This window comes from Rhodoferax bucti (assembly GCF_005876985.1).
In the GTDB taxonomy this organism is placed as follows: Bacteria; Pseudomonadota; Gammaproteobacteria; order Burkholderiales; family Burkholderiaceae_C; genus Allorhodoferax; species Allorhodoferax bucti.
The window spans coordinates 593828-614562 of record NZ_VAHD01000002.1; the positions used below are offsets into that span (position 1 = coordinate 593828).

At 61.2% G+C, this 20735-nt stretch carries 22 protein-coding genes; 10 read left to right on the plus strand and 12 right to left on the minus strand.

Annotated elements, in window-relative coordinates; genetic code table 11:
* Positions 1 to 42: 42 nt before the first annotated feature.
* Complete coding sequence (locus FDM28_RS09405) at positions 43 to 684, plus strand: VTT domain-containing protein (protein ID WP_138514884.1); 642 nt, start codon at positions 43 to 45, stop codon at positions 682 to 684.
* A 43-nt stretch (positions 685 to 727) separates the two neighbouring features.
* Here FDM28_RS09405 and FDM28_RS09410 read toward each other — a convergent pair whose 3' ends face one another.
* The gene (locus FDM28_RS09410; protein ID WP_138514885.1) at positions 728 to 2125 is read right to left on the minus strand and encodes an N-acetylmuramoyl-L-alanine amidase; all 1398 of its coding nucleotides are present in this window, start codon (positions 2123 to 2125) and stop codon (positions 728 to 730) included.
* Positions 2122 to 2640, minus strand: a complete 519-nt coding sequence (gene tsaE, locus FDM28_RS09415) for a tRNA (adenosine(37)-N6)-threonylcarbamoyltransferase complex ATPase subunit type 1 TsaE (protein ID WP_138514886.1) — start codon at positions 2638 to 2640, stop codon at positions 2122 to 2124. Before tsaE ends, FDM28_RS09410 begins: the two co-directional genes overlap by 4 nt.
* 39 nt (positions 2641 to 2679) lie before the next feature.
* On the opposite strand from tsaE, the gene queG reads away from it, so the two are divergent.
* Both queG and FDM28_RS09425 read left to right on the plus strand, forming a co-directional pair.
* On the plus strand, positions 2680 to 3744 hold the full coding sequence (gene queG, locus FDM28_RS09420; protein ID WP_138515236.1) for a tRNA epoxyqueuosine(34) reductase QueG: 1065 nt from the start codon (positions 2680 to 2682) through the stop codon (positions 3742 to 3744).
* 13 nt (positions 3745 to 3757) lie between these two features.
* Positions 3758 to 4558 (plus strand): cysteine hydrolase family protein, encoded by an 801-nt coding sequence (locus FDM28_RS09425; RefSeq protein ID WP_138514887.1) that lies wholly within the window; start codon positions 3758 to 3760, stop codon positions 4556 to 4558.
* Position 4559: 1 nt separating this feature from the next.
* Here the strand turns inward: FDM28_RS09425 and FDM28_RS09430 are convergent, their stop codons facing one another.
* Positions 4560 to 5561, minus strand: a complete 1002-nt coding sequence (locus FDM28_RS09430) for an MBL fold metallo-hydrolase (protein ID WP_138514888.1) — start codon at positions 5559 to 5561, stop codon at positions 4560 to 4562.
* 377 nt (positions 5562 to 5938) lie between these two features.
* Between FDM28_RS09430 and FDM28_RS09435 the strand changes: the two genes are divergently transcribed.
* Entirely contained in the window at positions 5939 to 6952 is a 1014-nt protein-coding gene (locus FDM28_RS09435) for a M14 family zinc carboxypeptidase (RefSeq protein WP_138514889.1), read from the plus strand.
* Between the two features lie 9 nt (positions 6953 to 6961).
* Here FDM28_RS09435 and FDM28_RS09440 read toward each other — a convergent pair whose 3' ends face one another.
* The gene (locus tag FDM28_RS09440) at positions 6962 to 7933 is read right to left on the minus strand and encodes an AEC family transporter (protein ID WP_206021945.1); all 972 of its coding nucleotides are present in this window, start codon (positions 7931 to 7933) and stop codon (positions 6962 to 6964) included.
* 66 nt (positions 7934 to 7999) lie between these two features.
* Here FDM28_RS09440 and FDM28_RS09445 point away from each other — a divergent pair, with 66 nt between their 5' ends.
* Positions 8000 to 8962, plus strand: a complete 963-nt coding sequence (locus tag FDM28_RS09445; protein ID WP_138514891.1) for a tripartite tricarboxylate transporter substrate binding protein BugE — start codon at positions 8000 to 8002, stop codon at positions 8960 to 8962.
* A 9-nt stretch (positions 8963 to 8971) separates the two neighbouring features.
* A complete protein-coding gene (gene xerD / locus FDM28_RS09450; RefSeq protein WP_138514892.1) occupies positions 8972 to 9868 on the plus strand; it encodes a site-specific tyrosine recombinase XerD in 897 nt (298 codons plus the stop codon).
* A 14-nt stretch (positions 9869 to 9882) separates the two neighbouring features.
* Here the strand turns inward: xerD and FDM28_RS09455 are convergent, their stop codons facing one another.
* Positions 9883 to 11133 (minus strand): EAL and HDOD domain-containing protein, encoded by a 1251-nt coding sequence (locus FDM28_RS09455; protein ID WP_138514893.1) that lies wholly within the window; start codon positions 11131 to 11133, stop codon positions 9883 to 9885.
* A gap of 33 nt (positions 11134 to 11166) precedes the next feature.
* Positions 11167 to 12006 (minus strand): ferritin-like domain-containing protein, encoded by an 840-nt coding sequence (locus FDM28_RS09460; RefSeq protein WP_138514894.1) that lies wholly within the window; start codon positions 12004 to 12006, stop codon positions 11167 to 11169.
* 34 nt (positions 12007 to 12040) lie between these two features.
* Between FDM28_RS09460 and FDM28_RS09465 the strand changes: the two genes are divergently transcribed.
* Together FDM28_RS09465 and hslO are read left to right on the plus strand one after the other, a co-directional pair.
* Positions 12041 to 12565: a gamma carbonic anhydrase family protein gene (locus FDM28_RS09465; RefSeq protein ID WP_138514895.1), complete on the plus strand. Its 525-nt coding sequence runs from the start codon at positions 12041 to 12043 to the stop codon at positions 12563 to 12565.
* Between the two features lie 41 nt (positions 12566 to 12606).
* Positions 12607 to 13596, plus strand: a complete 990-nt coding sequence (gene hslO, locus FDM28_RS09470; RefSeq protein WP_138514896.1) for an Hsp33 family molecular chaperone HslO — start codon at positions 12607 to 12609, stop codon at positions 13594 to 13596.
* On the opposite strand, the gene FDM28_RS09475 is transcribed toward hslO, so the two are convergent.
* The 5 genes from FDM28_RS09475 to FDM28_RS09495 all read right to left on the minus strand — a co-directional run bounded on the left by FDM28_RS09475 (position 13593) and on the right by FDM28_RS09495 (position 18400).
* Positions 13593 to 14216: an AAA family ATPase gene (locus FDM28_RS09475; protein WP_138514897.1), complete on the minus strand. Its 624-nt coding sequence runs from the start codon at positions 14214 to 14216 to the stop codon at positions 13593 to 13595. The genes hslO and FDM28_RS09475 overlap by 4 nt on opposite strands.
* Positions 14217 to 14231: 15 nt before the next feature.
* On the minus strand, positions 14232 to 14507 hold the full coding sequence (locus FDM28_RS09480; protein WP_138514898.1) for a septum formation initiator family protein: 276 nt from the start codon (positions 14505 to 14507) through the stop codon (positions 14232 to 14234).
* A 26-nt stretch (positions 14508 to 14533) separates the two neighbouring features.
* A complete protein-coding gene (gene eno / locus FDM28_RS09485; protein WP_138514899.1) occupies positions 14534 to 15817 on the minus strand; it encodes a phosphopyruvate hydratase in 1284 nt (427 codons plus the stop codon).
* A gap of 61 nt (positions 15818 to 15878) precedes the next feature.
* Positions 15879 to 16733, minus strand: a complete 855-nt coding sequence (gene kdsA, locus FDM28_RS09490) for a 3-deoxy-8-phosphooctulonate synthase (protein WP_138514900.1) — start codon at positions 16731 to 16733, stop codon at positions 15879 to 15881.
* A complete protein-coding gene (locus tag FDM28_RS09495) occupies positions 16733 to 18400 on the minus strand; it encodes a CTP synthase (RefSeq protein WP_138514901.1) in 1668 nt (555 codons plus the stop codon). Before FDM28_RS09495 ends, kdsA begins: the two co-directional genes overlap by 1 nt.
* A 118-nt stretch (positions 18401 to 18518) precedes the next feature.
* On the opposite strand from FDM28_RS09495, the gene coaBC reads away from it, so the two are divergent.
* Complete coding sequence (coaBC, locus tag FDM28_RS09500) at positions 18519 to 19733, plus strand: bifunctional phosphopantothenoylcysteine decarboxylase/phosphopantothenate--cysteine ligase CoaBC (protein WP_138514902.1); 1215 nt, start codon at positions 18519 to 18521, stop codon at positions 19731 to 19733.
* A 9-nt stretch (positions 19734 to 19742) separates the two neighbouring features.
* Positions 19743 to 20189: a dUTP diphosphatase gene (gene dut, locus FDM28_RS09505; protein WP_138514903.1), complete on the plus strand. Its 447-nt coding sequence runs from the start codon at positions 19743 to 19745 to the stop codon at positions 20187 to 20189.
* Between the two features lie 5 nt (positions 20190 to 20194).
* Here the strand turns inward: dut and FDM28_RS09510 are convergent, their stop codons facing one another.
* Positions 20195 to 20728 (minus strand): FKBP-type peptidyl-prolyl cis-trans isomerase, encoded by a 534-nt coding sequence (locus FDM28_RS09510; RefSeq protein ID WP_138514904.1) that lies wholly within the window; start codon positions 20726 to 20728, stop codon positions 20195 to 20197.
* Positions 20729 to 20735: the final 7 nt, after the last annotated feature.

A 20735-nucleotide genomic window follows, 5' to 3' on the forward strand; every position in this document is an offset into this window, starting at 1 on the left:
GTGGTGGCTGAATGTCGCAGGGCACAGCCATAATCAGCGCCCATGGAACTTATCACCTCGCTTTTTGACTTCATTCTCCACGTCGACAAGTACCTGGAAGCCTTTGTGCAGACTTATGGCGTGTGGGTGTATGCCCTGCTGTTTGCGATTATTTTTGTGGAAACCGGCGTGGTGGTCATGCCGTTTTTGCCCGGCGACTCGCTCTTGTTTGTTGTAGGCGCCATGTGCGGTGCGGGGCTGATGAGCTACCCGCTCGCCGTGGGCCTGCTGCTGGCGGCGGCCGTTCTGGGCGACCAGTGCAACTACAGCATAGGCCGCTACTTCGGCCCCAAGGTGTTTCAGTGGGAGCAGAGCCGGTTTTTCAACAAGGGGGCGTTCGACAAGGCGCACACGTTTTACGAAACCTATGGCGGCTTCACCATCATCGCCGCGCGCTTCATGCCTTTTTTGCGCACCTTTGTGCCCTTTGTGGGCGGCGTGGCGCAGATGAGCCGGACGAAGTTCACGCTGTTCAACGTGATCGGGGCTTGCCTGTGGGTGGTGGGCATTTGCACGGCGGGTTACTTTTTGGGCAGCTTCCCGTGGGTGAAGGCCAATTTGGACAAGATCATCTGGGCGATGATTCTGGTGCCTGGTTTGCTGGTTGTGGTGGGCGCTTTGCGTTCGCGCAAAGCGGTAGCCTGAGCCGCGCAGCCTTCCGCTGGTAGCGCCTGCTGCCGGCAATCCCTCAGCTGGTAGTGCGCACCCGCGCCAGCGGCGGGTTCTTGGCGAAGTAGGCCTCGATGCCGCGCATCAGCGCATCGGCCAGTTGGTTCTGGTAGTCCTCGCTGTTGAGCTTGGTTTCTTCGGTGGGGTTGCTGATGAAGGCGGCCTCCACCAGCACGCTCGGAATGTCCGGCGCCTTGAGCACCGCGAACGAGGCCTGCTCCACCCGGGGCTTGTGCAGCTTGCCCACCCGTTTGATTTCGCCCAGCAGGTTGCTGCCGAGTTTGAGGCTGTCGTTGATCTGGGCGGTGGTGCTCATGTCGAGCAGGGCGCGCTGCACGGTAGCGTCTTTTGCCTTGACGTTGAGGCCGCCAATCAAATCTGCCTTGTTTTCCTTGGCCGCCATCCAGCGCGCTGCGCTGCTCGATGCACCGCCCTGGCTCAGGGCAAACACGCTGGCGCCCTGCGGGTCGGGGGTGAAAAACGCATCCGCATGCAGGCTCACAAACAGGTCGGCCTGCACCCGGCGGGCTTTTTGCACGCGTGTGCCTAGGGGCACAAAAAAGTCGGCATCGCGCGTGAGGTAGGCGCGCATGGCGTTGCCGTTTACCGTGGCGTTGTTGATGCGCTCGCGCAGCAGGTGGGCCAGTTTGAGCACCACGTCTTTTTCCTTGGTGCCGGCCGGGCCGATGGCACCGGGGTCCTCCCCGCCGTGGCCGGGGTCCAGTGCGATGATGATGAGGCGGTCGGTCGCGCCTACGCCGGTGCTTGCAGCATCTTTTGGGCTGCTAGCGCCCGCAGTGTCTGCGCGAGTAGCTCCTGTTTTGATAGCGTCGGTGTTCTTTGGAGGCAGCGCGGCCACGGTGGTACCCGAGGCTGCCGGCGCGGGGCGCTGGCTGTGCTGGGCAATCAGGGCTTCCAGCGGGTCTTGCGCTGCCGCTTTGGCGGCTTGCGCAGCTTTGCTCTCTACCGCGCGGTCGGTAATTAGGGCCTCCAGCGGGTCTACCTCGGCCACCGGGTACAGGTCCAGCACCAGCCGGTGTTGGTAGGCCGCCACGGGGGCGAGGCTGAATACCTGGGGGCGTATGGGGTGCTTCAAGTCCACCACCAGGCGCACGATGTCGGGGGTGAACTGGCCTACGCGGATGCCGGCGATGTTGGGGTCATCCGCTTTCACCTTGGCTACCAGCTCCTTGAGCGCCGGGTTCAGGGTGATGCCCTGGATGTCCACCGCCAGGCGCGGTGGGTTGGGCACAAAGGTTTGCTTAGCCGACAGCGCTGCGTCCGACTCGATGGTGACGCGCGAATACTCCGGTGCCGGCCAGACCCGCACCGTCATGATGCCGGCCCCGCGGGCGAAGGCGGTGGCCCCCAAGCTGAGCACCACGCTGCCTGCCTGGAGCAGGGTGCGGCGTTTCATGCAGCGGCTCCGTCACAGGCGCGCAGCAAGGCTTCGCCGCGCGGGGTGCCCGCTACCAGCGTGACCTGGCGGGTGGTGTCGGGTTGGGTGTGCAGGTGCAGCGCCACGTCAGCCATCGGCAGCATGCCGGCGGCCTTGTCGGGCCACTCGGCCAGCTTGAGGCCGGGGCTGGCAAAAATGTCGCGAAAGCCGGCCTCTTCCCACTCTTCAGGGTCGTTGAAGCGGTAAAAGTCAAAGTGCCATATGTTCAGGGCGGGCAGCTCGTACGGTTCGACGACCGCATACGTCGGGCTTTTGATGCGGCCCGTCACGCCCAGGGCCTGCAGCAAGTGCCGCACCAGCGTGGTCTTGCCGGCACCCAGGTCGCCATGCAAGGCAATAAAAGCATTCGCCAGCTCGGCTTGCTGCGCCCAGCGCGTGGCAAAGGCGGCGGTAGCCGCTTCATCCGGCCACAGCAGCACCCGGCGGGAGGGTGCGCTTTCTACAATGGGGAGGTGACGATCAACAGCACTCAAATCAAGGCTCAATTCGATGGCGACCAATTGGTCGCCCTGATGCAGGGCTGGGCCCGGGAACTCGGATTCTCCCAAATTGGCGTGGCCGGTGTGGATTTGTCGTCTGCAGAGGCCGGTTTATTGGCCTGGTTGTCGCAAGGTTTCCACGGTGACATGGCCTACATGGCCCACCACGGCCTCAAACGGGCCCGCCCCGCCGAGCTGGTGCCGGGCACGGTGAGCGTGGTTACGGTGCGCATGGACTACCTGCCCCGCGCCACGCCCGAGGACTGGACGGAGCAGGAGCTGGCCCGCCTGCAGCGCCCGCAGGAAGGCATTGTGTCCCTCTACGCCCGTGGGCGGGACTACCACAAGGTGTTGCGCAACCGCCTGCAAAAGCTGGCCGACCGCATGGCCGTCGAGATAGGCCCTTTGGGCTACCGCGTGTTCACCGACAGCGCCCCGGTGCTGGAGGCCGAGCTGGCCTCCCGCAGCGGGCAGGGCTGGCGCGGCAAGCACACACTGCTGCTCAACCGCGAGGCCGGCTCCCTGTTTTTCTTGGGCGAAATCTATGTGGATGTGGCCCTGCCTGCCACCGCGCCGGTGGAGGCGCACTGCGGCAGTTGCAGTGCGTGTATTGCCGCCTGCCCCACGCAAGCCATTCTTGCGCCCCACCGCCTGGATGCGCGGCGCTGCATTTCGTACCTCACGATTGAGCACGATGGCCCGATTCCTTTGGAGATGCGCCCGCTCATCGGCAACCGCATCTACGGTTGCGACGATTGCCAGCTGGTCTGCCCGTGGAACAAGTTTGCCAAGCGCAGCAGCCTGCCCGACTTTGATGCCCGCGAGGGCCTGGCCGGTGCGCAACTGGCCACGCTGCTGGACTGGACCGAAGACACCTTTTTGAAACACACTGAGGGCAGCCCCATACGCCGCATCGGCCACGCACGCTGGCTGCGCAATGTGGCAGTGGCCATGGGCAATGCGCTGCGCCAGCCCACATTGCTGCCGGCGCACCGCGAGGCGATGGCCCGCTCCTTGCAGCGCCGGCTGGCACACCCGGACCCGCTGGTGCAAGAGCATGTGCAGTGGGCGCTTTTATTCACACACACCGTTAGCTGACGAGGGATTTGCCATGCGCATGTACGACTTGCTGATCATCGACCCCCAAAACGATTTTCTGGATGTGGCCGGGGCGGCCCTGCCGGTGCCTGGTGCGCAGGCGGACATGGACCGCCTTGCCCATTGGCTTGCCGTCCACCCCGCACAGGTGCGCAACCTGACGGTGACGCTGGATTCCCACGCCAGCGTGGGCGTGGAGCGCACCACCTTCTGGCTGCAGGCCGATGCCAGCCCGGTGGCACCGTTTACCGTGATCACCGCGGCCCAGCTGGAGCAGGGCGTTTACCGGCCTCGCCACGCGGCGCTGCACGACGAGGTGCTGGCGTATCTGCGTGCTTTAGAGGCTAGCGGCCAGCGGCAGCTGGTGGTGTGGCCGGTGCATTGCGTGGTGGGCACCTGGGGCCACAACATTCACCCCGCCTTGAGCGAGGCGATTGCCGCCTGGGAGCTGCACACCGGCCGCACCTGCCGCAAGGTACTCAAAGGCCAACACCCGCTCACTGAGCAGTACAGCGCTTTCAAAGCCGAGGTGCCGCGCGCGGATGACGCGAGTACCATGCTCAATAAGCCTCTAGTGCACGATCTGTCTGCGCAAGGTGCTACGCTTTTAATAGCGGGTGAGGCTTTGAGCCACTGCGTGGCCGCGTCTGTGACCGACCTGATGCGGGAGTTGCCTGCAGCTGCCTTGCAACGCATGGTTTTGCTGACCGACGCCATGAGCCCGGTGCCCGGCTTTGAGGCAGCGGGCGAGGCCTTTTTGGCGGAAGCCCGCGCGGCCGGCCTGCAAACCGGCGCGATGGCGTCGCTGGACTGACTTAGCGCTTCAGGCCGGCAAACACGTCCATCGCCGTCCAGCCTATGGGCAGGCGGATGTCTACGCCATCCTTGGCCCCCTGCGCCTGCAAAAAGGCCATGGACGCATCAAAGTCGTCCAGCGGGCGCGGCATGGGCTGCATGGGCAGGGTGGAGGGAATCCAGAAATCGTCCCAATGTATGGGAATCATGCGTCGCGCGCCCACCGTGGTCACCGCCTCGTGCCAATACGCCTGCTTGTACTCCAGGCTGCGGGGCCCCATGGCGCCTATGCCCAGCATCACCACATCCGCCTGCTGGCCTTGCAGCGCGCCGGGCACAAAGCCGGCCGTGCCGGTAATGAGCAGGCGGCGCCCGTTGTGGGTGACGAGCGCGATATAGCTTTGGCCCTCTTTGTAGGCGCTGGCGCGCACGGGCGGTTGGAGCGGCTCGCTGATGACGCCACCGGTAAAGCCGGTGGGTGTGTGCACCGCAGGAAACAGGGTGACGGTAAAGCGCCCGAAGGTGTAGGGCTTGCCCAGCTCTGCCACCTGTATCTGGCGCTCGGGCAGCCCCCAGCCGCGCCCGACCATGGCCGTGGAGCTGGAGCCCAGCAGCAGGGCACCGGTGCGCCGCGCGACCTCGGGGGCGTCCATGGCATGGTCGTAGTGCGAATGCAGGGGAATGACAGCAGCCAGCTTGCTGTGGCTGCTACTGATACCGGAGCGCTGCAGCCCTTGGGTAATGGCTTGCAGGTCGGGCTCCACTTTTTTCAGAAAGGTGGTGAGCTTGTCGGGCCGGGAGAAAAAGCCGTCGGTGAGCAGCGAGGTTTCACCGTCGTCGAGCAGCACGGTGGCCACACCCAGAAAGCTCACCTTTAGCGTCGGGTCCGGTGGGGTGCTGGTGGACCAGAAGAGGGGCCGCACGCTGTCGAGTGCGGGTGGGTGCTCCAGCAACCAAGCCACGCTGGCCAGGCCGGCCAACAGGGCGGCTGCGATGCCCCACAGCAAATATTTGATGCGCATGCGCACAGTCTACGTGCCTGGCGCGGCGCGGCCGTTCAGCGCTGCTTGCGCTGCAAGGCAAAGAGTTCGGAGGCCCCTTGCAGCATGGCCAATGTGAGGGCCAACCAGGTTTTGGCACTGCGGCGGGCGCGGTGTTTGGGGGCGAATTTCATACTTCAATCAACGCAATGGGGTCTAGCCATTCGTCGTCAAAGAGTTCATCCAACAGTCGTTGCAAGCCCAGCAGTTTGAGGATCATGACAGCTCCCGGTTACGTTTTGCTGAAACGAATTTATGCCCTTTGTGTGACGCTTTGATGGCACTGTGGTGTATCGGTTGCAAGGCTTTGCAAGCGGTGTGGCGGGCGCTAAGCTCGTCGGCTTCTCGGGAGATTTTTCGTGCTTCAACCCCCTTTGGCGGCGCTGTCTGAACTGGAGCGCATTCTTCAACTCGCGGGAGATCGCGTGGATGTGCGAGTGGCTTGCGATGTGGCTGCCGATGGGGCGTCGCTGCCGGTGTATGTTGTCACGATGGGCAACCCGTCGCCCTCGGTGCCGGCCATTGGCTTTTTTGGTGGGGTGCACGGGCTGGAGCGCATTGGCTCGGAGGTGGTGCTGGCGTTTCTCAACAGCCTGGTCATGCGCATGGGGTGGGACCACACCTTGCACCAGCAACTGGAGTCCATGCGCATGGTGTTCATGCCGGTGGTCAACCCCGGCGGTATGCAGCTGGGCACCCGTGCCAACCCCGCCGGCGTGGATTTGATGCGCAATGCCCCGCTGGATGCGGTGGAGCCGGTGCCAGCCTGGGTAGGCGGCCAGCGTTTCAGCCCCCGGCTGCCGTGGTACCGCGGGGTGGAGGGCGAGCCCATGCAACCCGAGGCGCAGGCCTTGTGCGAGGTGGTGGAGCGCGAGCTCACCAGCCGGGCGTTCAGCATGTCGGTGGATTGCCATTCGGGCTTCGGGGTGCGGGATCGCTTGTGGTTTCCGTACGCGCATACCCGCCAGCCCATGGCGCATTTGGCCGAGATGTATGTGCTGCAGCGCATCTACCGCCAAAGCTACAACCAGCACCCCTATGTGTTTGAACCGCAGAGCCTGCAGTACCTGACCCACGGCGATTTGTGGGACCACCTGCATGCCCAGTTGCCCGATACCGAGGCCCAGGTGTTTTTACCGCTCACGCTGGAGATGGGCTCCTGGCTGTGGATCAAAAAGAACCCGCGCCAGCTCTTCAGCCGCTTGGGCATTTTTAACCCGCTGATCGGGCATCGCCAGCAGCGGGTGCTGCGCAGGCATTTGGCGTTTCTGGACTTTATTGCCCGGGCGGCCTGCAGTGCGTCGAGTTGGCTGCCCCAGGGCAGCTACCGCCACGCTATGCACGCCGAAGCCTTGCAGCTCTGGTACGACTAAGCGTCGCGCTTAAAGCGCTCGCAGCACGCCCAGTGCAAACGGCAGGCTGACCACGCCCAGCAGGGTGGACAGCGTGACCAAGCCGGCCACATACGCGCCGTCATAACCCATGCGGGCGGCCAGCACATAGCAGCTCGATGCGGTGGGCAAGGCCGAGAAGGCGAGCAGCATGGTGGTCTGGGTAGCGTCCAAGCCCAGCATGCGGGCCACTACCCACGCAATCATGGGCGTAATCAGGTGGCGAATGGCCAGCACCGACACGGCCAGAGTCTTGGCACGTGCCAATGCGCCGATCTGCATGCCGGCCCCTGCCGCCATCAGGCCCAGCGCCAGGGAGGCCGCGCCCAGCCGGGTGACCGTGGGCTCCAGCCACACGGGCAGTCGAAAGCCCGCCAGGTTGCACACCAGGCCCAACACGGTGGCGATGATGAGCGGGTTGCGGATCAGCTCTTTGGCAAAACCTTTTTGCGCATGCCGCGCCATGGGCCAGACCGCTGCCACGTTGAACAGAGGCACGCACACACCGATCAGCACCGCAATCAGCTGCAGCCCTTGCGGGCCCGCCAGCCGATCAGCAATCGCCAAGCCGATAAAGGAGTTGAAGCGGAACGCAATCTGCGCGCTGGCAGCATGGTCGGGGCCGGGCATGTGCCGCCCCAGCACCGGCAAGCGGGGGAGGGCGTAGGCCAGTGCGATGCCAGCGAGTCCGGTAGCCCAGCCAGCGGCCATCAGCCTGGAGGCCACACTCAAGTCCAGCGGGCTTTTGATGATGGAGTGAAACAACAGCACCGGAAACAGCAGGTAGTACACCAGGGCCTCGACCTGCTCCCACAAGGGGCGATTGAGTTGGGTGTAGCGGCAGACCAGGTAGCCGAAAAAGATGAGCGAAAAGTCGGGGAAAAGGAGCTGGGCGTAATTCACGCGGTGAGGATACCAGCCGCCTCGGGTTCCACCGCATAGACCGGCCGGCGAGCGCGGCATTACTATCGTGACATTGCATGCCGGCCGGTATGTAAAACGTGCAGATTCAAAGAGGAGTTCAAGCGTATGTATCGTAGTATTTTGTGGACCGTGGGGCTGGTTACCGTTGCGTGTGCGAGCTGGGCCCAAACGTATCCGAACAAGGTCATCAAGCTGCAGGTGCCCTTTGCGCCCGGTGGTACCACGGACATCGTGGCACGCATCATTGCCGATCCTCTGGGCAAGGTGTTGGGCCAGCCCGTGGTGGTTGAAAACAAGGCCGGCGGCGGTGGCGTGATCGGTGCGAACGAGACTGCTAAGTCGGCGCCTGACGGCTATTCTTTGGGCGTGGCTACCGTGTCTACGGTCGCGGCCAACCCGGCCATCAATCCGAAAACGCCTTACAACCCGCTCACAGACTTCACGCCCATCATCAACGTGGCGGCAACCCCCAATGTGATTGCGGTGCACCCGAGCTTTCCGGCCAAGGACTACAAAGCCTTTTTGGCGGAAATCAAAAAGAACCCCGGCAAATACTCGTACTCATCGTCTGGCACGGGTGGCATCGGGCATATGCAAACCGAGTTGTTCAAGAACTTGACCGGCGTTTTTATCACCCACATCCCCTACCGGGGTGCCGGCCCGGCGCTGAATGACACGGTGGCCGGTCAGGTCCCCATGATTTTTGACAACCTGCCTTCTGCGCTGCCATTTATCAATGCCAACAAGCTGGTACCCATCGTGATTGCCGCACCGCAGCGCTTGAGCCAGTTGCCCAATGTGCCGACTTTTAAGGAAGTGGGTCTGGAGCCCGTGAACCGCATGGCGTTTTACGGCATTTATGGCCCCAAGGGCTTGCCCAAAGACGTGGTGGACAAGATCAATGCCGGCGTGCGCAAGGTGCTGGAAGACCCCGCCGTGCGCAAGCGCATTGAAGATACCGGTTCGCTGGTGGTGGGCAATAGCCCAGAGCAGTTTGCTGCCCAGATCAAGGCGGAGTTTGAGGTGTACAAAAAAGTGGTGGATACCGCAAAGTTGAGCCTGGAGTAAGGTTGGGGTATGGAGACAGACACGGCATCGGTGGATGCGTTCATTGATGCCTTGTGGCTGGAGGAAGGGCTGTCCAAAAACACCCTCCAAGCCTACCGGCGGGATTTGACTTTGTTCGCAGAGTTTCTGGTGGGCAGGCCGTTGACAGATGCCCAAGAGGCAGACTTGCAGGCCTACTTTGCAGCCCGGCATGCCAGCACCAAAGCCACTACGGCGAACCGGCGCCTGACGGTGTTCAAGCGTTTTTACCGCTGGGCCTTGCGGGAGCGACAGATTGTGCAGGACCCGACGCTTAAGTTGCAGGCGGCCAAGCAGGCGCTGCGGGTGCCCAAGACCTTGACGGAGGCGCAGGTCGAAGCATTGCTGAATGCACCGCATACCCAGGAGGCGCTCGGCGTGCGGGACAAAACCATGCTGGAGCTGATGTACGCCAGTGGCTTGCGGGTGAGCGAGCTGGTGAGCTTGCGCATGGTCCACCTGGGGCTCAATGAGGGCGTTTTACGGGTCATGGGTAAAGGCAGCAAAGAGCGGCTGGTTCCCTTTGGTCAAGTGGCGGCGCTCTGGCTGCAGCGCTATCTGCAGGGGCCCCGGGCCGATTTGCTGGCAGGACGCCAGTCTTCTGATGTGTTTGTGACAGTGCGTGGCGCGACAGCCGGAAGTGCGATGTCCCGCGTGATGTTTTGGTCACTGGTGAAGCGTTATGCCGCCCAGGCAGGTATCCGGGTTCCTTTGTCGCCTCATACCCTGCGGCACGCGTTTGCCACCCATCTGCTGAACCATGGTGCCGATTTGCGTTCGGTGCAGATGCTGCTTGGCCACGCCGATATTTCAACCACCACGATTTATACCCATATAGCGCGCGACCGCTTGGCGGCGCTGCACGCCCAGCACCATCCCCGGGGGTAAGCCGCAGGGCGGTGCTATTCCTGCCCCAGGGTCTCGGCCCAAGCCAGGGCTTGCAGGTGTGCCCAGTTGATTTGTTTTTCGGTCAGCTGAAGTGCCTTGGCACTCGCTGCAAAGGCGTGGTCGTCGCCGCTCTCACATGCCAGGGTGAGGTTCAGGTACTCCGCCAAGGGGCCTGTGCGTTGCAGCAGGGCGTGGGTGACACTGTCCGGCAAGGAGAGGCTGGCCAAGGCGGTTTCCAGCGAAATGCCCAGCAAGCTGTCCAGCAGCGAAAAAATGCCCACCACAAACGCGTGGTCGCACTCTTCCGGGGGCAGGGCTTCGGCTGCCAGCAACTCCATGAGCCGGCCGCGCACCACGGCTGTGGTGCCCAAGGCAGGCACCACACCGCCGGCGGATGACGTGGTCAGCAACAAGGCGGCCCATTTGAAGAGCTTTTTCAACCCCAGCAGCATGACCGCGTGTTTGAACGAGGTCACCTCGGTGCGCAGCCCGAAGCCTGCAGAGTTGATAAAGCGCAGCAGGTTGAACGACAGGGTGGGGTCGCGCTTGAGGACTTCTTCAATCTCGGCGGTGCTGGCTTGTTTACGGACCAGGTTGATCAGTTGCAGGGTGGCCGCTTGCGAAGGCCGCAGCATATGCCCTTCGATCAGGGTGGGCTTGGCAAACCAGTAGCCCTGGAAGTAATCCACGCCCAGCGCCTGCAGCATGTTGAATTGCGATTCGTTTTCTACCTTTTCTGCAACCAGCTTGGCCCGGGTCTTGGTCTTCGCCAGTTGCACAAACGAGGTCAGGGATTGGGGCCGCAGGATGCTGACATCGAACTTGATGAATGAGGCCAGTGGCAGCCATTCTTCATAGGAATGGGTCAGTACCGAGTAGTCAAATGCCAAGCGAAATCCCCGGGTATGGATGGCCTGCAGTGTGGGCAGGCGCAACGCAATCTGTTCCAGCTGTGCGGTGGGAATGGACGGAATTTCCAGCACTACATGTTCGGGGGCTACCAGCTCCAGGTGTCCGCCGGCCAAGCTGTCGTGGGTGCAGTTGACGAAGAGATTTGTTTTACCGACCAGTGTCTCGCCTTCGGAGATGGACAGCAGGTGAAACAGCATCTGGGCATCGCTGGAGGCGGTGTGTGCATCGACGGACACACTGCGGTTGAATAGCTCGTAACCCATGATGGCGCCCTTTCCACTCACGATGGCTTGTCGTGCCATGGTGATGGAGGGTGGCGCGGGCGGTGTAGTGGCGTTTTCTGGGTGAGGCATTGCGTTGCCGGGTAGGTTGGGCGTCAGGCCATTCTAGGTCGCGCCCAACAGTTCGGCGGGCACGTCGGGGGGTAAACCGGCACTCCGGTTCAGGTTTTCCAGTTCTGCCTGGGTGAAGCCGGCTGCTCGCCGGGCGCTGTAGTTAAAAGGGGGCTTGGGCCGGGGCGCGGCATGTTGCAGTGCTGCTTGGGCGTAGTAGGCGCCGGCATCCAAGTGCGCTCGTTCGCACAACCAGTGGTACCAGCGGTTGCCTGTGGCCACGTGACTTACCTCTTCATCTAGGATGATTTGCAAAATGCCAATGGCCTCGTGGGCTGCGGGGCCGGCCACCTTGGCCAGTTTGGCCTGTATCAAGGGGGTGGCATCCAAACCGCGCGCTTCCAGGGTGCGCGGAACCAGCGCCATGCGGGCCACGATATCGTGCGCAGTGTTTTCGCACATGGTCCATAGCCCGGTGTGGGCCGGAAAATCGCCATAGAGAAAACCTAGTGCATGCAGGTGTGCTTGCAGCAGGCTGAAGTGTTTTGCCTCCTCCGCAGCGATGGCGGCCCAGTCCCGGTAAAACGCTTCTGGCATGTCCGTGAACCGCCATATGCAGTCCAGTGCCAGGTCAATGGCATTGAATTCGATATGGGCAATGCTGTGCATCAGCGCTGCATGGCCTTGCACGGTGTACGGCGAGCGCCGGGGAACATCTTTAGGCTCTACCAAGGCAGGCTTTGGGGGGCGCCCTGGCTTGTCCAGTGGCGCGAAGTTGCGGCCAATATCCAGTGCGCAGGCCATTGCTTCCCGCCCCAATGCGAGCGCTCCCTCCACTTTGGCTTGGGGGGAGGATGATTCAAAAACCGCATAGGCGTGTTGACGGAGTTCCATCCTTACAATTCTAAATTTTAGGCAGCGGGGTTCTATGGCACTTTACGAATTGGACGGCGTGGCGCCCCGGGTTGCAGATGGCGCGTGGATTGCCGATAGCGCGGAAGTTATGGGTGCGGTTGAAATTGGAGCCGATGCCAGCATATGGTTCGGTGCGGTGGTGCGTGGGGACACGGAAACCATCCGCATCGGGGCGGGAAGCAATATCCAGGATGCCAGCGTGCTGCATGCCGATATCGGCAAGCCTCTGACCATTGGCGAGAACGTCACGGTCGGGCACCAGGTCATGTTGCACGGCTGCACCATTGGCGACGGCTCGTTGATCGGCATTGGTGCGGTAGTGCTGAATGGCGCCCGTATCGGCAAAGGCTGCTTGGTCGGTGCGGGTGCCTTGGTCACCGAGGGCAAAGAGTTTCCCGACGGCAGCATGATTTTGGGCAGCCCAGCCAAAGCCGTGCGAGGGCTTTCGGAAGAGCAAAAGCAGGGTCTGCTGGCGAGTGCCCGTCACTACATAGCCAATGCGCAGCGATTTCGTTCTGGTTTGAAGAAGATCGCCTAGTTTTTCGCCCCGTAAGGGGCCTATTTTTTTTGGAGTGGTGCATGTCTGAACTGCACAAATTTTTATTCGATGGCTTGCCGGTGCGGGGAGCGATTGTCCGCTTGACGGACTCTTGGCAGGAAATTTTGCGCCGCCGCGCATCTAACACGGAGCATGGCGCCTACCCGGCGGAAGTGCGGTCGTTGCTGGGCGAGATCACTGCAGCGGCGGCATTGATGCAGTCCAACATCAAATTTGATGGCGCGCTGGTGCTGCAGATTTTCGGCGATGGCCCCGTAAAGTTGGCCGTGACGGAGGTGCAACCTGACTTCAGCCTGCGCTCCACGGCCACCGTCGTCGGCGACGTTGCGCCCGGGATGCCGCTGAGCCAGATGGTAAATGCCACGAACCAAGGCCGTTGCGCGATTACCCTGGACCCCAAGACCAAGTTCCCCGGGCAACAACCTTACCAAGGCGTCGTACCGCTCTTTGATGATGCTGGCCTGCCACTGGAGCGCATGAGCGAAGTGCTGGAGCATTACATGCTGCAAAGCGAGCAGCTCGACACCACACTGGTGTTGGCCGCAGATGACAAAGTGGCTGCCGGCTTGCTGATTCAACGCCTGCCCCTGGAGGGGGTTGGCAATTTGGCCGGCAGCATGGTGTCGCGTGAAAACGAGGACGCTATTGGCCTCAACGAACACTACAACCGCATTTCCATCCTCGCCAAGAGTTTGAAGGCGGAGGAGCTATTGCAGCTGGATGTGGACACGGTATTGCGTCGGCTGTATTGGGAAGAGCCTGTCACGCGGTTTGAGCCTTTGCTTGGTGAGACAGCTCCGCGCTTTGCCTGCACCTGCAGCCGCGAACGCGTTGCGAAAATGATTGTGAACCTTGGGCGTGACGAGGCGGAGAGCATCCTGTCCGAGCGGAGCGACATTGAGGTGGGTTGCGAGTTCTGCGGCGTGCAATACCGGTTTGACCCGGTGGACGCCGCCCAGCTGTTTACCGATGCAGTGCAGCTGCAGCAGGGGGCCGCAGGGACGCACTAAGCGTTGCTGATGTCTTGAAACACGCGGTGCTCGCAGGCCGCGTCGGAGCATTTTTCGCACCGTGCCATCCAGCGGCGGTAGGTCTGGAGCTCCTCTGCCGAGTTGGTGGAGGATGGCTGGACAATGGCGAGCGCGGCTTGTAGACGTTGCGCATCGCGCCCGTACACCATCGAGTACGCCACGCCGTGGTCTCGCAGCACTTCTTGCAAACGCTGATGGATGGCTTGTTGGCTTATGGGGCTGTCCCGCAAATAACTGTCGGCAACCCAAGGCAAGTCGGTGGCGGTGACCAATACATGCTGAAACTGCTGCAGGTCTCTCAAGGCAAGGGGGTAAAGCGTCGTGTCCGCAAACAGCACATCGCTGTAGACCGCCGTCATCAGGGCGGTGGTGTCGGCGACGATCGTGGCCGCTGAAAGCGCATGGATACGCCGTGATTGCTCTTGGGCAATGGCGGCTTGTTCTTCAGGTCGGGGTGTGCGCTGTGCAGAGAGGCACCATTTGCGCAGATATTCGTCTACCACCACAGCTGGATTACCAGCCGAGTGCAGAGCCTTGGCCAATGCGTGGCACAGGGTGCTCTTGCCGGTGGATTCCGCACCCAGAACCGCGATTTTCATCAGAGACGCGTGATGTTAGCGGGCGATTTGAACGTAAATTTCGTTCGCTTTCACCATGCCCAGCTCGGAGCGGGCCTTTTCTTCCACGATTTCCAAACCTTCTTTGAGGTCATGGATTTCGGCTTCCAGACGCTCGTTGGCCTGGAGCGCTTGCGCGTTGTGTTGCTTTTGCTCTTCCAGTTGCCGGGAAAGTTTGGCAACGTTAGGAATGCTTCCACGACCGAACCACAGCTGTCCGTGCAGGATCAGCAGCAGGGCGATTAACACGGCAGGGACCCAGCGGTTACCCATAGCAGTGGTTCGGTCTGTGGATGCGTTTAACGCAGGTTGTAGAACGCAGCGCGGCCGGGGTACACAGCCACATCACCCAAGTCTTCTTCGATGCGCAGCAGCTGGTTGTACTTGGCCATGCGGTCAGAACGGCTCAAAGAACCCGTCTTGATTTGGCCGGCATTGGTGCCCACTGCGATGTCAGCGATGGTGGAGTCTTCGGTTTCGCCGGAGCGGTGGCTGATGACGGCGGTGTAGCCGGCACGCTTGGCCATTTCAATCGCAGCGAAGGTTTCGGACAAGGTGCCGATCTGGTTGATCTTGATCAGGATCGAGTTGGCAATGCCCTTGTCGATGCCTTCTTTCAAGATCTTGGTGTTGGTCACAAACAAGTCGTCACCTACGATCTGCACTTTGGCGCCCAAGCGGTCTGTCAGGACCTTCCAGCCATCCCAGTCGCCTTCGGCCATGCCGTCTTCAATAGAGATGATGGGGTACTTGTCGACCCAAGTGGCCAGCATGTCGGTCCATTCCTGGGCAGTCAGGCTCAGGCCTTCACCTTCTAGTTCGTACTTGCCGTCTTTGTAGAACTCGGAAGCTGCGCAGTCCAAGCCCAGAGCGATTTGTTCACCGGCCACGTAGCCAGCCTTGTCAATCGCTTGCAGGATCATCTGGATAGCGGCTTCGTGGTTGGCCACGTTGGGGGCAAAGCCACCTTCGTCGCCCACGGCAGTGCTGATGCCTTGGTCATGCAGAATTTTCTTCAGCGCATGGAATACTTCGGCACCCCAGCGCAGGGCTTCGCGGAACGACGGAGCACCCACGGGGATGATCATCAACTCTTGCAGGTCAAGGTTGTTGTTGGCGTGTTCGCCACCGTTCATGACGTTCATCATGGGAACGGGCATTTGCACGCTGCCCATGCCGCCGAAGTAACGGTACAGGGGCAAGCCAGCCTCTTCGGCTGCAGCGCGGGCCACTGCCATGGACACGGCCAACATCGCGTTGGCGCCCAGGCGGGACTTGTTTTCGGTGCCGTCCAAGTCAATCAAGGTCTTGTCCAGGAACGCTTGCTCAGAAGCATCCAAGCCCAATACGGCTTCGGAGATTTCGGTGTTGATGTGCTCAACGGCTTTCAACACACCCTTGCCGAGGTAGCGTTTTTTATCGCCGTCACGCAACTCAATGGCTTCGCGGGAGCCGGTGGATGCACCGGAGGGAACGGCCGCACGGCCCATGGTGCCGGATTCCAGCAACACATCGCATTCAACAGTAGGGTTGCCACGGGAGTCCAGAATCTCGCGGCCGACGATGTCAACAATTGCGCTCATTGGTTTCTTTCAAGTTCAAAAACACACAAACAAAAAATGTCACGTTCCATCATGCTGCCGTTCAGTGGAAATCAGTTTCCAGGAGCGGAGTTTTTTTGGTTACGGAATCCAGTGCGACCAGGGTCTCGAGTAGGGCTTTCATGTGCTTGAGGGGCACAGCGTTGGGGCCATCGGACCAAGCTTCTGCGGGGCGGGGATGGGTCTCCATAAAGAGGCCTGCTACGCCAGCGGCAACGCCGGCACGAGCCAACACAGGTACCATTTCGCGGGCGCCACCACTGCTGCCACCCAAGCCACCCGGCTTTTGTACCGAGTGGGTCACGTCAAACACCACCGGTGCGCCTGATTTGCGCATTTCGGCCAAGCTGGTCATGTCTGCCACGAGGTTGTTGTAGCCGAAGCTCACGCCCCGCTCGCAGGCCAGAAAACGGTCTGCTGAAAGCCCCACTTCTTCGGCAGCAGCACGGGCCTTGTCGATCACGTTTTTCATGTCCCAAGGCGCGAGGAACTGGCCTTTTTTGATGTTCACCGGCTTGCCGGATTGGGCTACTGCGCGGATGAAATCGGTCTGGCGGCACAAAAAGGCGGGTGTTTGCATCACATCAACCACGCTGGCGACTTCGGCGACGTGAGACTCGTCGTGCACGTCCGTCAGGATGGGCAATTGCAACTGACGGCGGACTTCGTCCAGAATTTTCAAACCTGCGTCTATGCCCACACCGCGCTTGCTGGTGCCGGAAGACCGGTTGGCCTTGTCGAACGAGCCCTTGTAAATCAGGGGAATGTCCAGCGCCGTACAAGCTTCCTTCAATCGGCCCGCCACCTCGATGGACATCTCCAGACCTTCGATGGAGCAGGTGCCCGCGATCAGGAAAAAGCGGTGCTCCAAGCCAACGTCAAAACCGCACAATTTCATCAGGCAACCGCTTTCAGGTTTTTGCCACCGTTCTGGTGATCCACTGCCGCCTTGATGAAGGCGTTGAACAGGGGATGGCCATCCCATGGGGTGGATTTGAATTCAGGGTGGAACTGCACGCCCACAAACCAGGGGTGCACGCTTTCGGGCAACTCCACGATTTCGGTGAGTTGCTCGCGCTGCGTCAATGCCGAAATCACCAAGCCAGAGGCACGCAAGGTGTCCAGGTAATTGACGTTGGCCTCATACCGGTGGCGGTGACGCTCTGTCACTACGTCGCCGTAAATACGGTGCGCCAGCGTGTCTTTGGCCACGTCAGAGCTTTGGGCGCCCAAGCGCATGGTGCCGCCGAGGTCGGAGTTGGCGTCACGTGTCTTGATGGTGCCGTCCGCGTCCTTCCACTCGGTGATCAGGGCGATCACCGGGTTAGGGCTCTCGGGCTCAAATTCGGTGCTGTTGGCGTCTTTCAAGCCTGCCACGTGGCGAGCAAACTCGATGGTGGCTACTTGCATACCCAGGCAGATGCCCAAGTAAGGAACTTTGTTCTCGCGGGCAAAGCGGGCGGTGCTGATCTTGCCTTCAATGCCACGTTTGCCAAAGCCGCCGGGTACCAGAATCGCATCGTATTTGGCCAGCTGGTTGACGCTGGCAGCGTCGATAGTTTCCGAGTCCACGTGCTCGATCTTGACGCGCACATGGTTCTTCATGCCGGCGTGGCGCAAGGCTTCGTTGACCGATTTGTAGCTGTCCGTCAGGTCCACGTACTTGCCGACCATGGCGATGGTGACTTCCCCTTGGGGGTGTTCGGTTTCATAGACCAGATCGTCCCAGCGCTTGAGGCTGGCAGGGGGGGTGTTCAGACGCAGCTTGTCGCAAATCAGGCCATCCAGGCCTTGCTCGTGCAACATGCGGGGCACCTTGTAGATGGTGTCCACATCCCACATGGAGATCACACCCCACTCGGGCACGTTGGAGAACAGCGAAATTTTGGAGCGCTCCTCGTCAGGAATCGGGCGGTCTGCGCGGCACAGCAGCACATCGGCCTGGATACCGATTTCGCGCAGCTGCTTCGCGGTGTGCTGGGTGGGCTTGGTCTTGAGCTCGCCGGCTGCAGCAATCCACGGCAGGTAGCTCAGGTGCACAAAGGCGCTGTTGTTCGGGCCGAGCTTCAGGCTCATCTGGCGCACGGCTTCGAGGAAGGGCAGGGACTCGATGTCACCCACGGTGCCACCGATTTCCACAATCGCCACATCGACGGCATCGGGTTCGCCAAAGCGCGCACCGCGCTTTACAAACTCCTGGATTTCGTTGGTGACGTGGGGAATGACCTGCACGGTCTTGCCCAGGTAGTCACCACGGCGCTCTTTGTCGAGCACGCTCTTGTAAATCTGCCCGGTGGTGAAGTTGTTGGACTTGCGCATGCGCGTTTCAATGAAACGCTCATAGTGGCCGAGGTCGAGGTCGGTTTCTGCGCCGTCGTCGGTGACAAACACCTCGCCATGCTGCAGGGGCGACATGGTCCCGGGGTCAACGTTGAGGTAGGGGTCCAGCTTGATGAGGGTGACTGTCAGGCCCCGCGATTCCAGGATCGCAGCAAGGGAGGCTGAGGCGATTCCCTTTCCGAGGGAAGACACCACACCGCCGGTGACGAAGACAAATTTGGTCATGTCAGGGGCGAACCTGAGGGTTCGATGAGGTGGTAAAGCGAGATTATAGGGGTCTGCTACATTGCGGCGGTCTGCGGCGGCACCTCAGTGCGCACCGCCATCACGAAATGAGTACGACATGGACCTTTCCGGTAAGCATATTGTTCTGGGTTTGACAGGCGGCATCGCCTGCTACAAGGCGGCCGAGCTCTGCAGGGCGCTCATCAAGCAAGGAGCCACGGTGCAGGTGGTCATGACGGAGGCGGCGGCACAGTTCATCACGCCCGTGACCATGCAGGCCTTGAGTAATCGCACGGTGTATGACTCGCAATGGGATGCGCGTGAGCGCAACAACATGCCGCACATAAATCTGAGCCGGGAGGCGGATGCGATTTTGATTGCCCCCTGCAGCGCCGACTTCATGGCCAAGTTGCTGCACGGGCGTGCCGACGACTTGCTCAGCCTGATGTGCTTGGCGCGCCCCATCGATACCGTGCCGCTGTTGATTGCACCTGCCATGAACCGCGAGATGTGGGCTCACCCCGCGACCCAGCGCAATCTGGCGCAATTGCGCGCGGATGGCACCCATGTGCTGGGCGTAGGCAATGGGGACCAAGCCTGTGGCGAGACCGGCGACGGGCGCATGCTGGAGCCCGAGGAATTGCTGCACGAAGTCATCGCATTTTTCCAGCCCAAGCTGTTGGCCGGGCAGAAGGTCGTGGTGACTGCGGGCCCTACGTTTGAAGCCATAGATCCTGTGCGCGGCATCACCAACCTCTCTAGCGGAAAGATGGGCTTCGCGATTGCGCGGGCCGCGCAGGAGGCGGGCGCCGAGGTGACCCTGATTGCCGGGCCGGTGTCTTTGCCCACGCCTCGCGGTGTGGCCCGTGTGGACGTGAAATCAGCATTAAATATGCATGTAGCGGCCGTGGATTTTGCGCGAGCAGCTACTGTTTTTATAGCAACTGCGGCAGTGGCCGACTGGCGCCCGGCAACGGCGGCAGATCAAAAACTCAAAAAGGATGGTAGCGGCGCGACTCCGCGGCTGGAGTTCGTGGAGAACCCGGACATCCTGGCAGAGGTGGCGTCCAGTCCGCGTGCGGCGGACGGGCGCTTGTATTGCGTGGGTTTCGCGGCCGAGAGTCATGACCTGTTGGCCCACGCTACGGCCAAGCGGCTGCGTAAAAAAGTGCCCCTGCTGGTGGGTAACATCGGGCCCGCGACTTTTGGGCAAGACGACAATGCCCTACTGCTGGTGGACGCCCAAGGCGCCACCGAACTCCCCCGCAATACCAAGCTTCAACTCGCGCGCCAATTGGTGGCCGAGATCGCCAAGCGCTTGCATTCCCATTGAAAGAATTCCATGAAAATCGACGTCAAGATAATTGATCCCCGCCTGACCAACAATCTGCCCACCTACGCCACACCGGGCAGCGCCGGGCTGGACTTGCGCGCTTGCCTGGATACGCCGCTCACCCTGGCGCCCAATGCGTGGCAACTGGTGCCCACTGGCATGGCGATCTACCTCGAAGACCCGGCCTATGCAGCCTTGATCCTGCCGCGCTCCGGTTTAGGGCACAAACATGGGATCGTGTTGGGTAATCTGGTGGGCTTGATTGACAGCGATTACCAAGGGCAGCTCATGGTGAGCGCGTGGAACCGCAGTGAAGTTCCGTTTACGATCGAACCTATGGAGCGGATTGCCCAGCTGGTGATCGTTCCCGTGGTCCAAGCCCAATTCAATATTGTCACCGAGTTCCCCGCGTCACAACGCGGGGAGGGGGGCTATGGCTCTACCGGAAAAGCTTGATCAGCTCAGTGCAGGTGTTCGTTTCCGGGCCCTTGCTCGTGCAGGGGCTGGATGCGGAAAAAACCGGTACCCAAGGTGCCTGCGCCAATTTCTTCCTCGGTCGCTTCGCGCACGGACTCCACCTTCATCTGAATGCGGATGGCAATGCCTGCCAGTGGGTGGTTGCCATCCAGCACGACGTGCTCGGGGTAAATGTCGGTGATGGCGTAGAGCGCATCTTTGGGCGCATCCGGGTTGCAGCCTTCGGGCAAGGCATAGCCCTCCATGGTCAAGCCTTCCTGGAGCTCGGCAGGAAACAGGGTACGCGGCTCCAAAAAGATCAGCTGGTCATTGAAGTCGCCAAAAGCTTGATCCGGCTCGATCTGCAGTTGCACTTTGTCTCCGGCAGCGTGGCCTTGCAATGCCGCTTCAATCGAAGGCAGCAAATCGCTACCGCCCAGCAAAAACTCGACCGGCTCGTCCAAAACGTCCAGTTCTTCGCCCAAAGTGTCTTTCAGCGTCCAGGTCAGGGCAACGACGCATTGTGTGGTGATTTCCATAGGGCAG

What these genes read in the sequence shown, in the direction of transcription:
- FDM28_RS09405 (WP_138514884.1), top strand. Translation starts at nt 43, where the DNA reads ATGGAACTTATCACCTCGCTTTTTGACTTCATTCTCCACGTCGACAAG.
- FDM28_RS09410 (WP_138514885.1), bottom strand. Translation starts at nt 2,125, where the DNA reads ATGAAACGCCGCACCCTGCTCCAGGCAGGCAGCGTGGTGCTCAGCTTG.
- queG (WP_138515236.1), top strand. Translation starts at nt 2,680, where the DNA reads ATGCAGGGCTGGGCCCGGGAACTCGGATTCTCCCAAATTGGCGTGGCC.
- FDM28_RS09425 (WP_138514887.1), top strand. Translation starts at nt 3,758, where the DNA reads ATGCGCATGTACGACTTGCTGATCATCGACCCCCAAAACGATTTTCTG.
- FDM28_RS09430 (WP_138514888.1), bottom strand. Translation starts at nt 5,561, where the DNA reads ATGCGCATCAAATATTTGCTGTGGGGCATCGCAGCCGCCCTGTTGGCC.
- FDM28_RS09440 (WP_206021945.1), bottom strand. Translation starts at nt 7,933, where the DNA reads ATGCCGCGCTCGCCGGCCGGTCTATGCGGTGGAACCCGAGGCGGCTGG.
- FDM28_RS09445 (WP_138514891.1), top strand. Translation starts at nt 8,000, where the DNA reads ATGTATCGTAGTATTTTGTGGACCGTGGGGCTGGTTACCGTTGCGTGT.
- xerD (WP_138514892.1), top strand. Translation starts at nt 8,972, where the DNA reads ATGGAGACAGACACGGCATCGGTGGATGCGTTCATTGATGCCTTGTGG.
- FDM28_RS09455 (WP_138514893.1), bottom strand. Translation starts at nt 11,133, where the DNA reads ATGCCTCACCCAGAAAACGCCACTACACCGCCCGCGCCACCCTCCATC.
- FDM28_RS09460 (WP_138514894.1), bottom strand. Translation starts at nt 12,006, where the DNA reads ATGGAACTCCGTCAACACGCCTATGCGGTTTTTGAATCATCCTCCCCC.
- FDM28_RS09465 (WP_138514895.1), top strand. Translation starts at nt 12,041, where the DNA reads ATGGCACTTTACGAATTGGACGGCGTGGCGCCCCGGGTTGCAGATGGC.
- hslO (WP_138514896.1), top strand. Translation starts at nt 12,607, where the DNA reads ATGTCTGAACTGCACAAATTTTTATTCGATGGCTTGCCGGTGCGGGGA.
- FDM28_RS09475 (WP_138514897.1), bottom strand. Translation starts at nt 14,216, where the DNA reads ATGAAAATCGCGGTTCTGGGTGCGGAATCCACCGGCAAGAGCACCCTG.
- FDM28_RS09480 (WP_138514898.1), bottom strand. Translation starts at nt 14,507, where the DNA reads ATGGGTAACCGCTGGGTCCCTGCCGTGTTAATCGCCCTGCTGCTGATC.
- eno (WP_138514899.1), bottom strand. Translation starts at nt 15,817, where the DNA reads ATGAGCGCAATTGTTGACATCGTCGGCCGCGAGATTCTGGACTCCCGT.
- kdsA (WP_138514900.1), bottom strand. Translation starts at nt 16,733, where the DNA reads ATGAAATTGTGCGGTTTTGACGTTGGCTTGGAGCACCGCTTTTTCCTG.
- FDM28_RS09495 (WP_138514901.1), bottom strand. Translation starts at nt 18,400, where the DNA reads ATGACCAAATTTGTCTTCGTCACCGGCGGTGTGGTGTCTTCCCTCGGA.
- coaBC (WP_138514902.1), top strand. Translation starts at nt 18,519, where the DNA reads ATGGACCTTTCCGGTAAGCATATTGTTCTGGGTTTGACAGGCGGCATC.
- dut (WP_138514903.1), top strand. Translation starts at nt 19,743, where the DNA reads ATGAAAATCGACGTCAAGATAATTGATCCCCGCCTGACCAACAATCTG.
- FDM28_RS09510 (WP_138514904.1), bottom strand. Translation starts at nt 20,728, where the DNA reads ATGGAAATCACCACACAATGCGTCGTTGCCCTGACCTGGACGCTGAAA.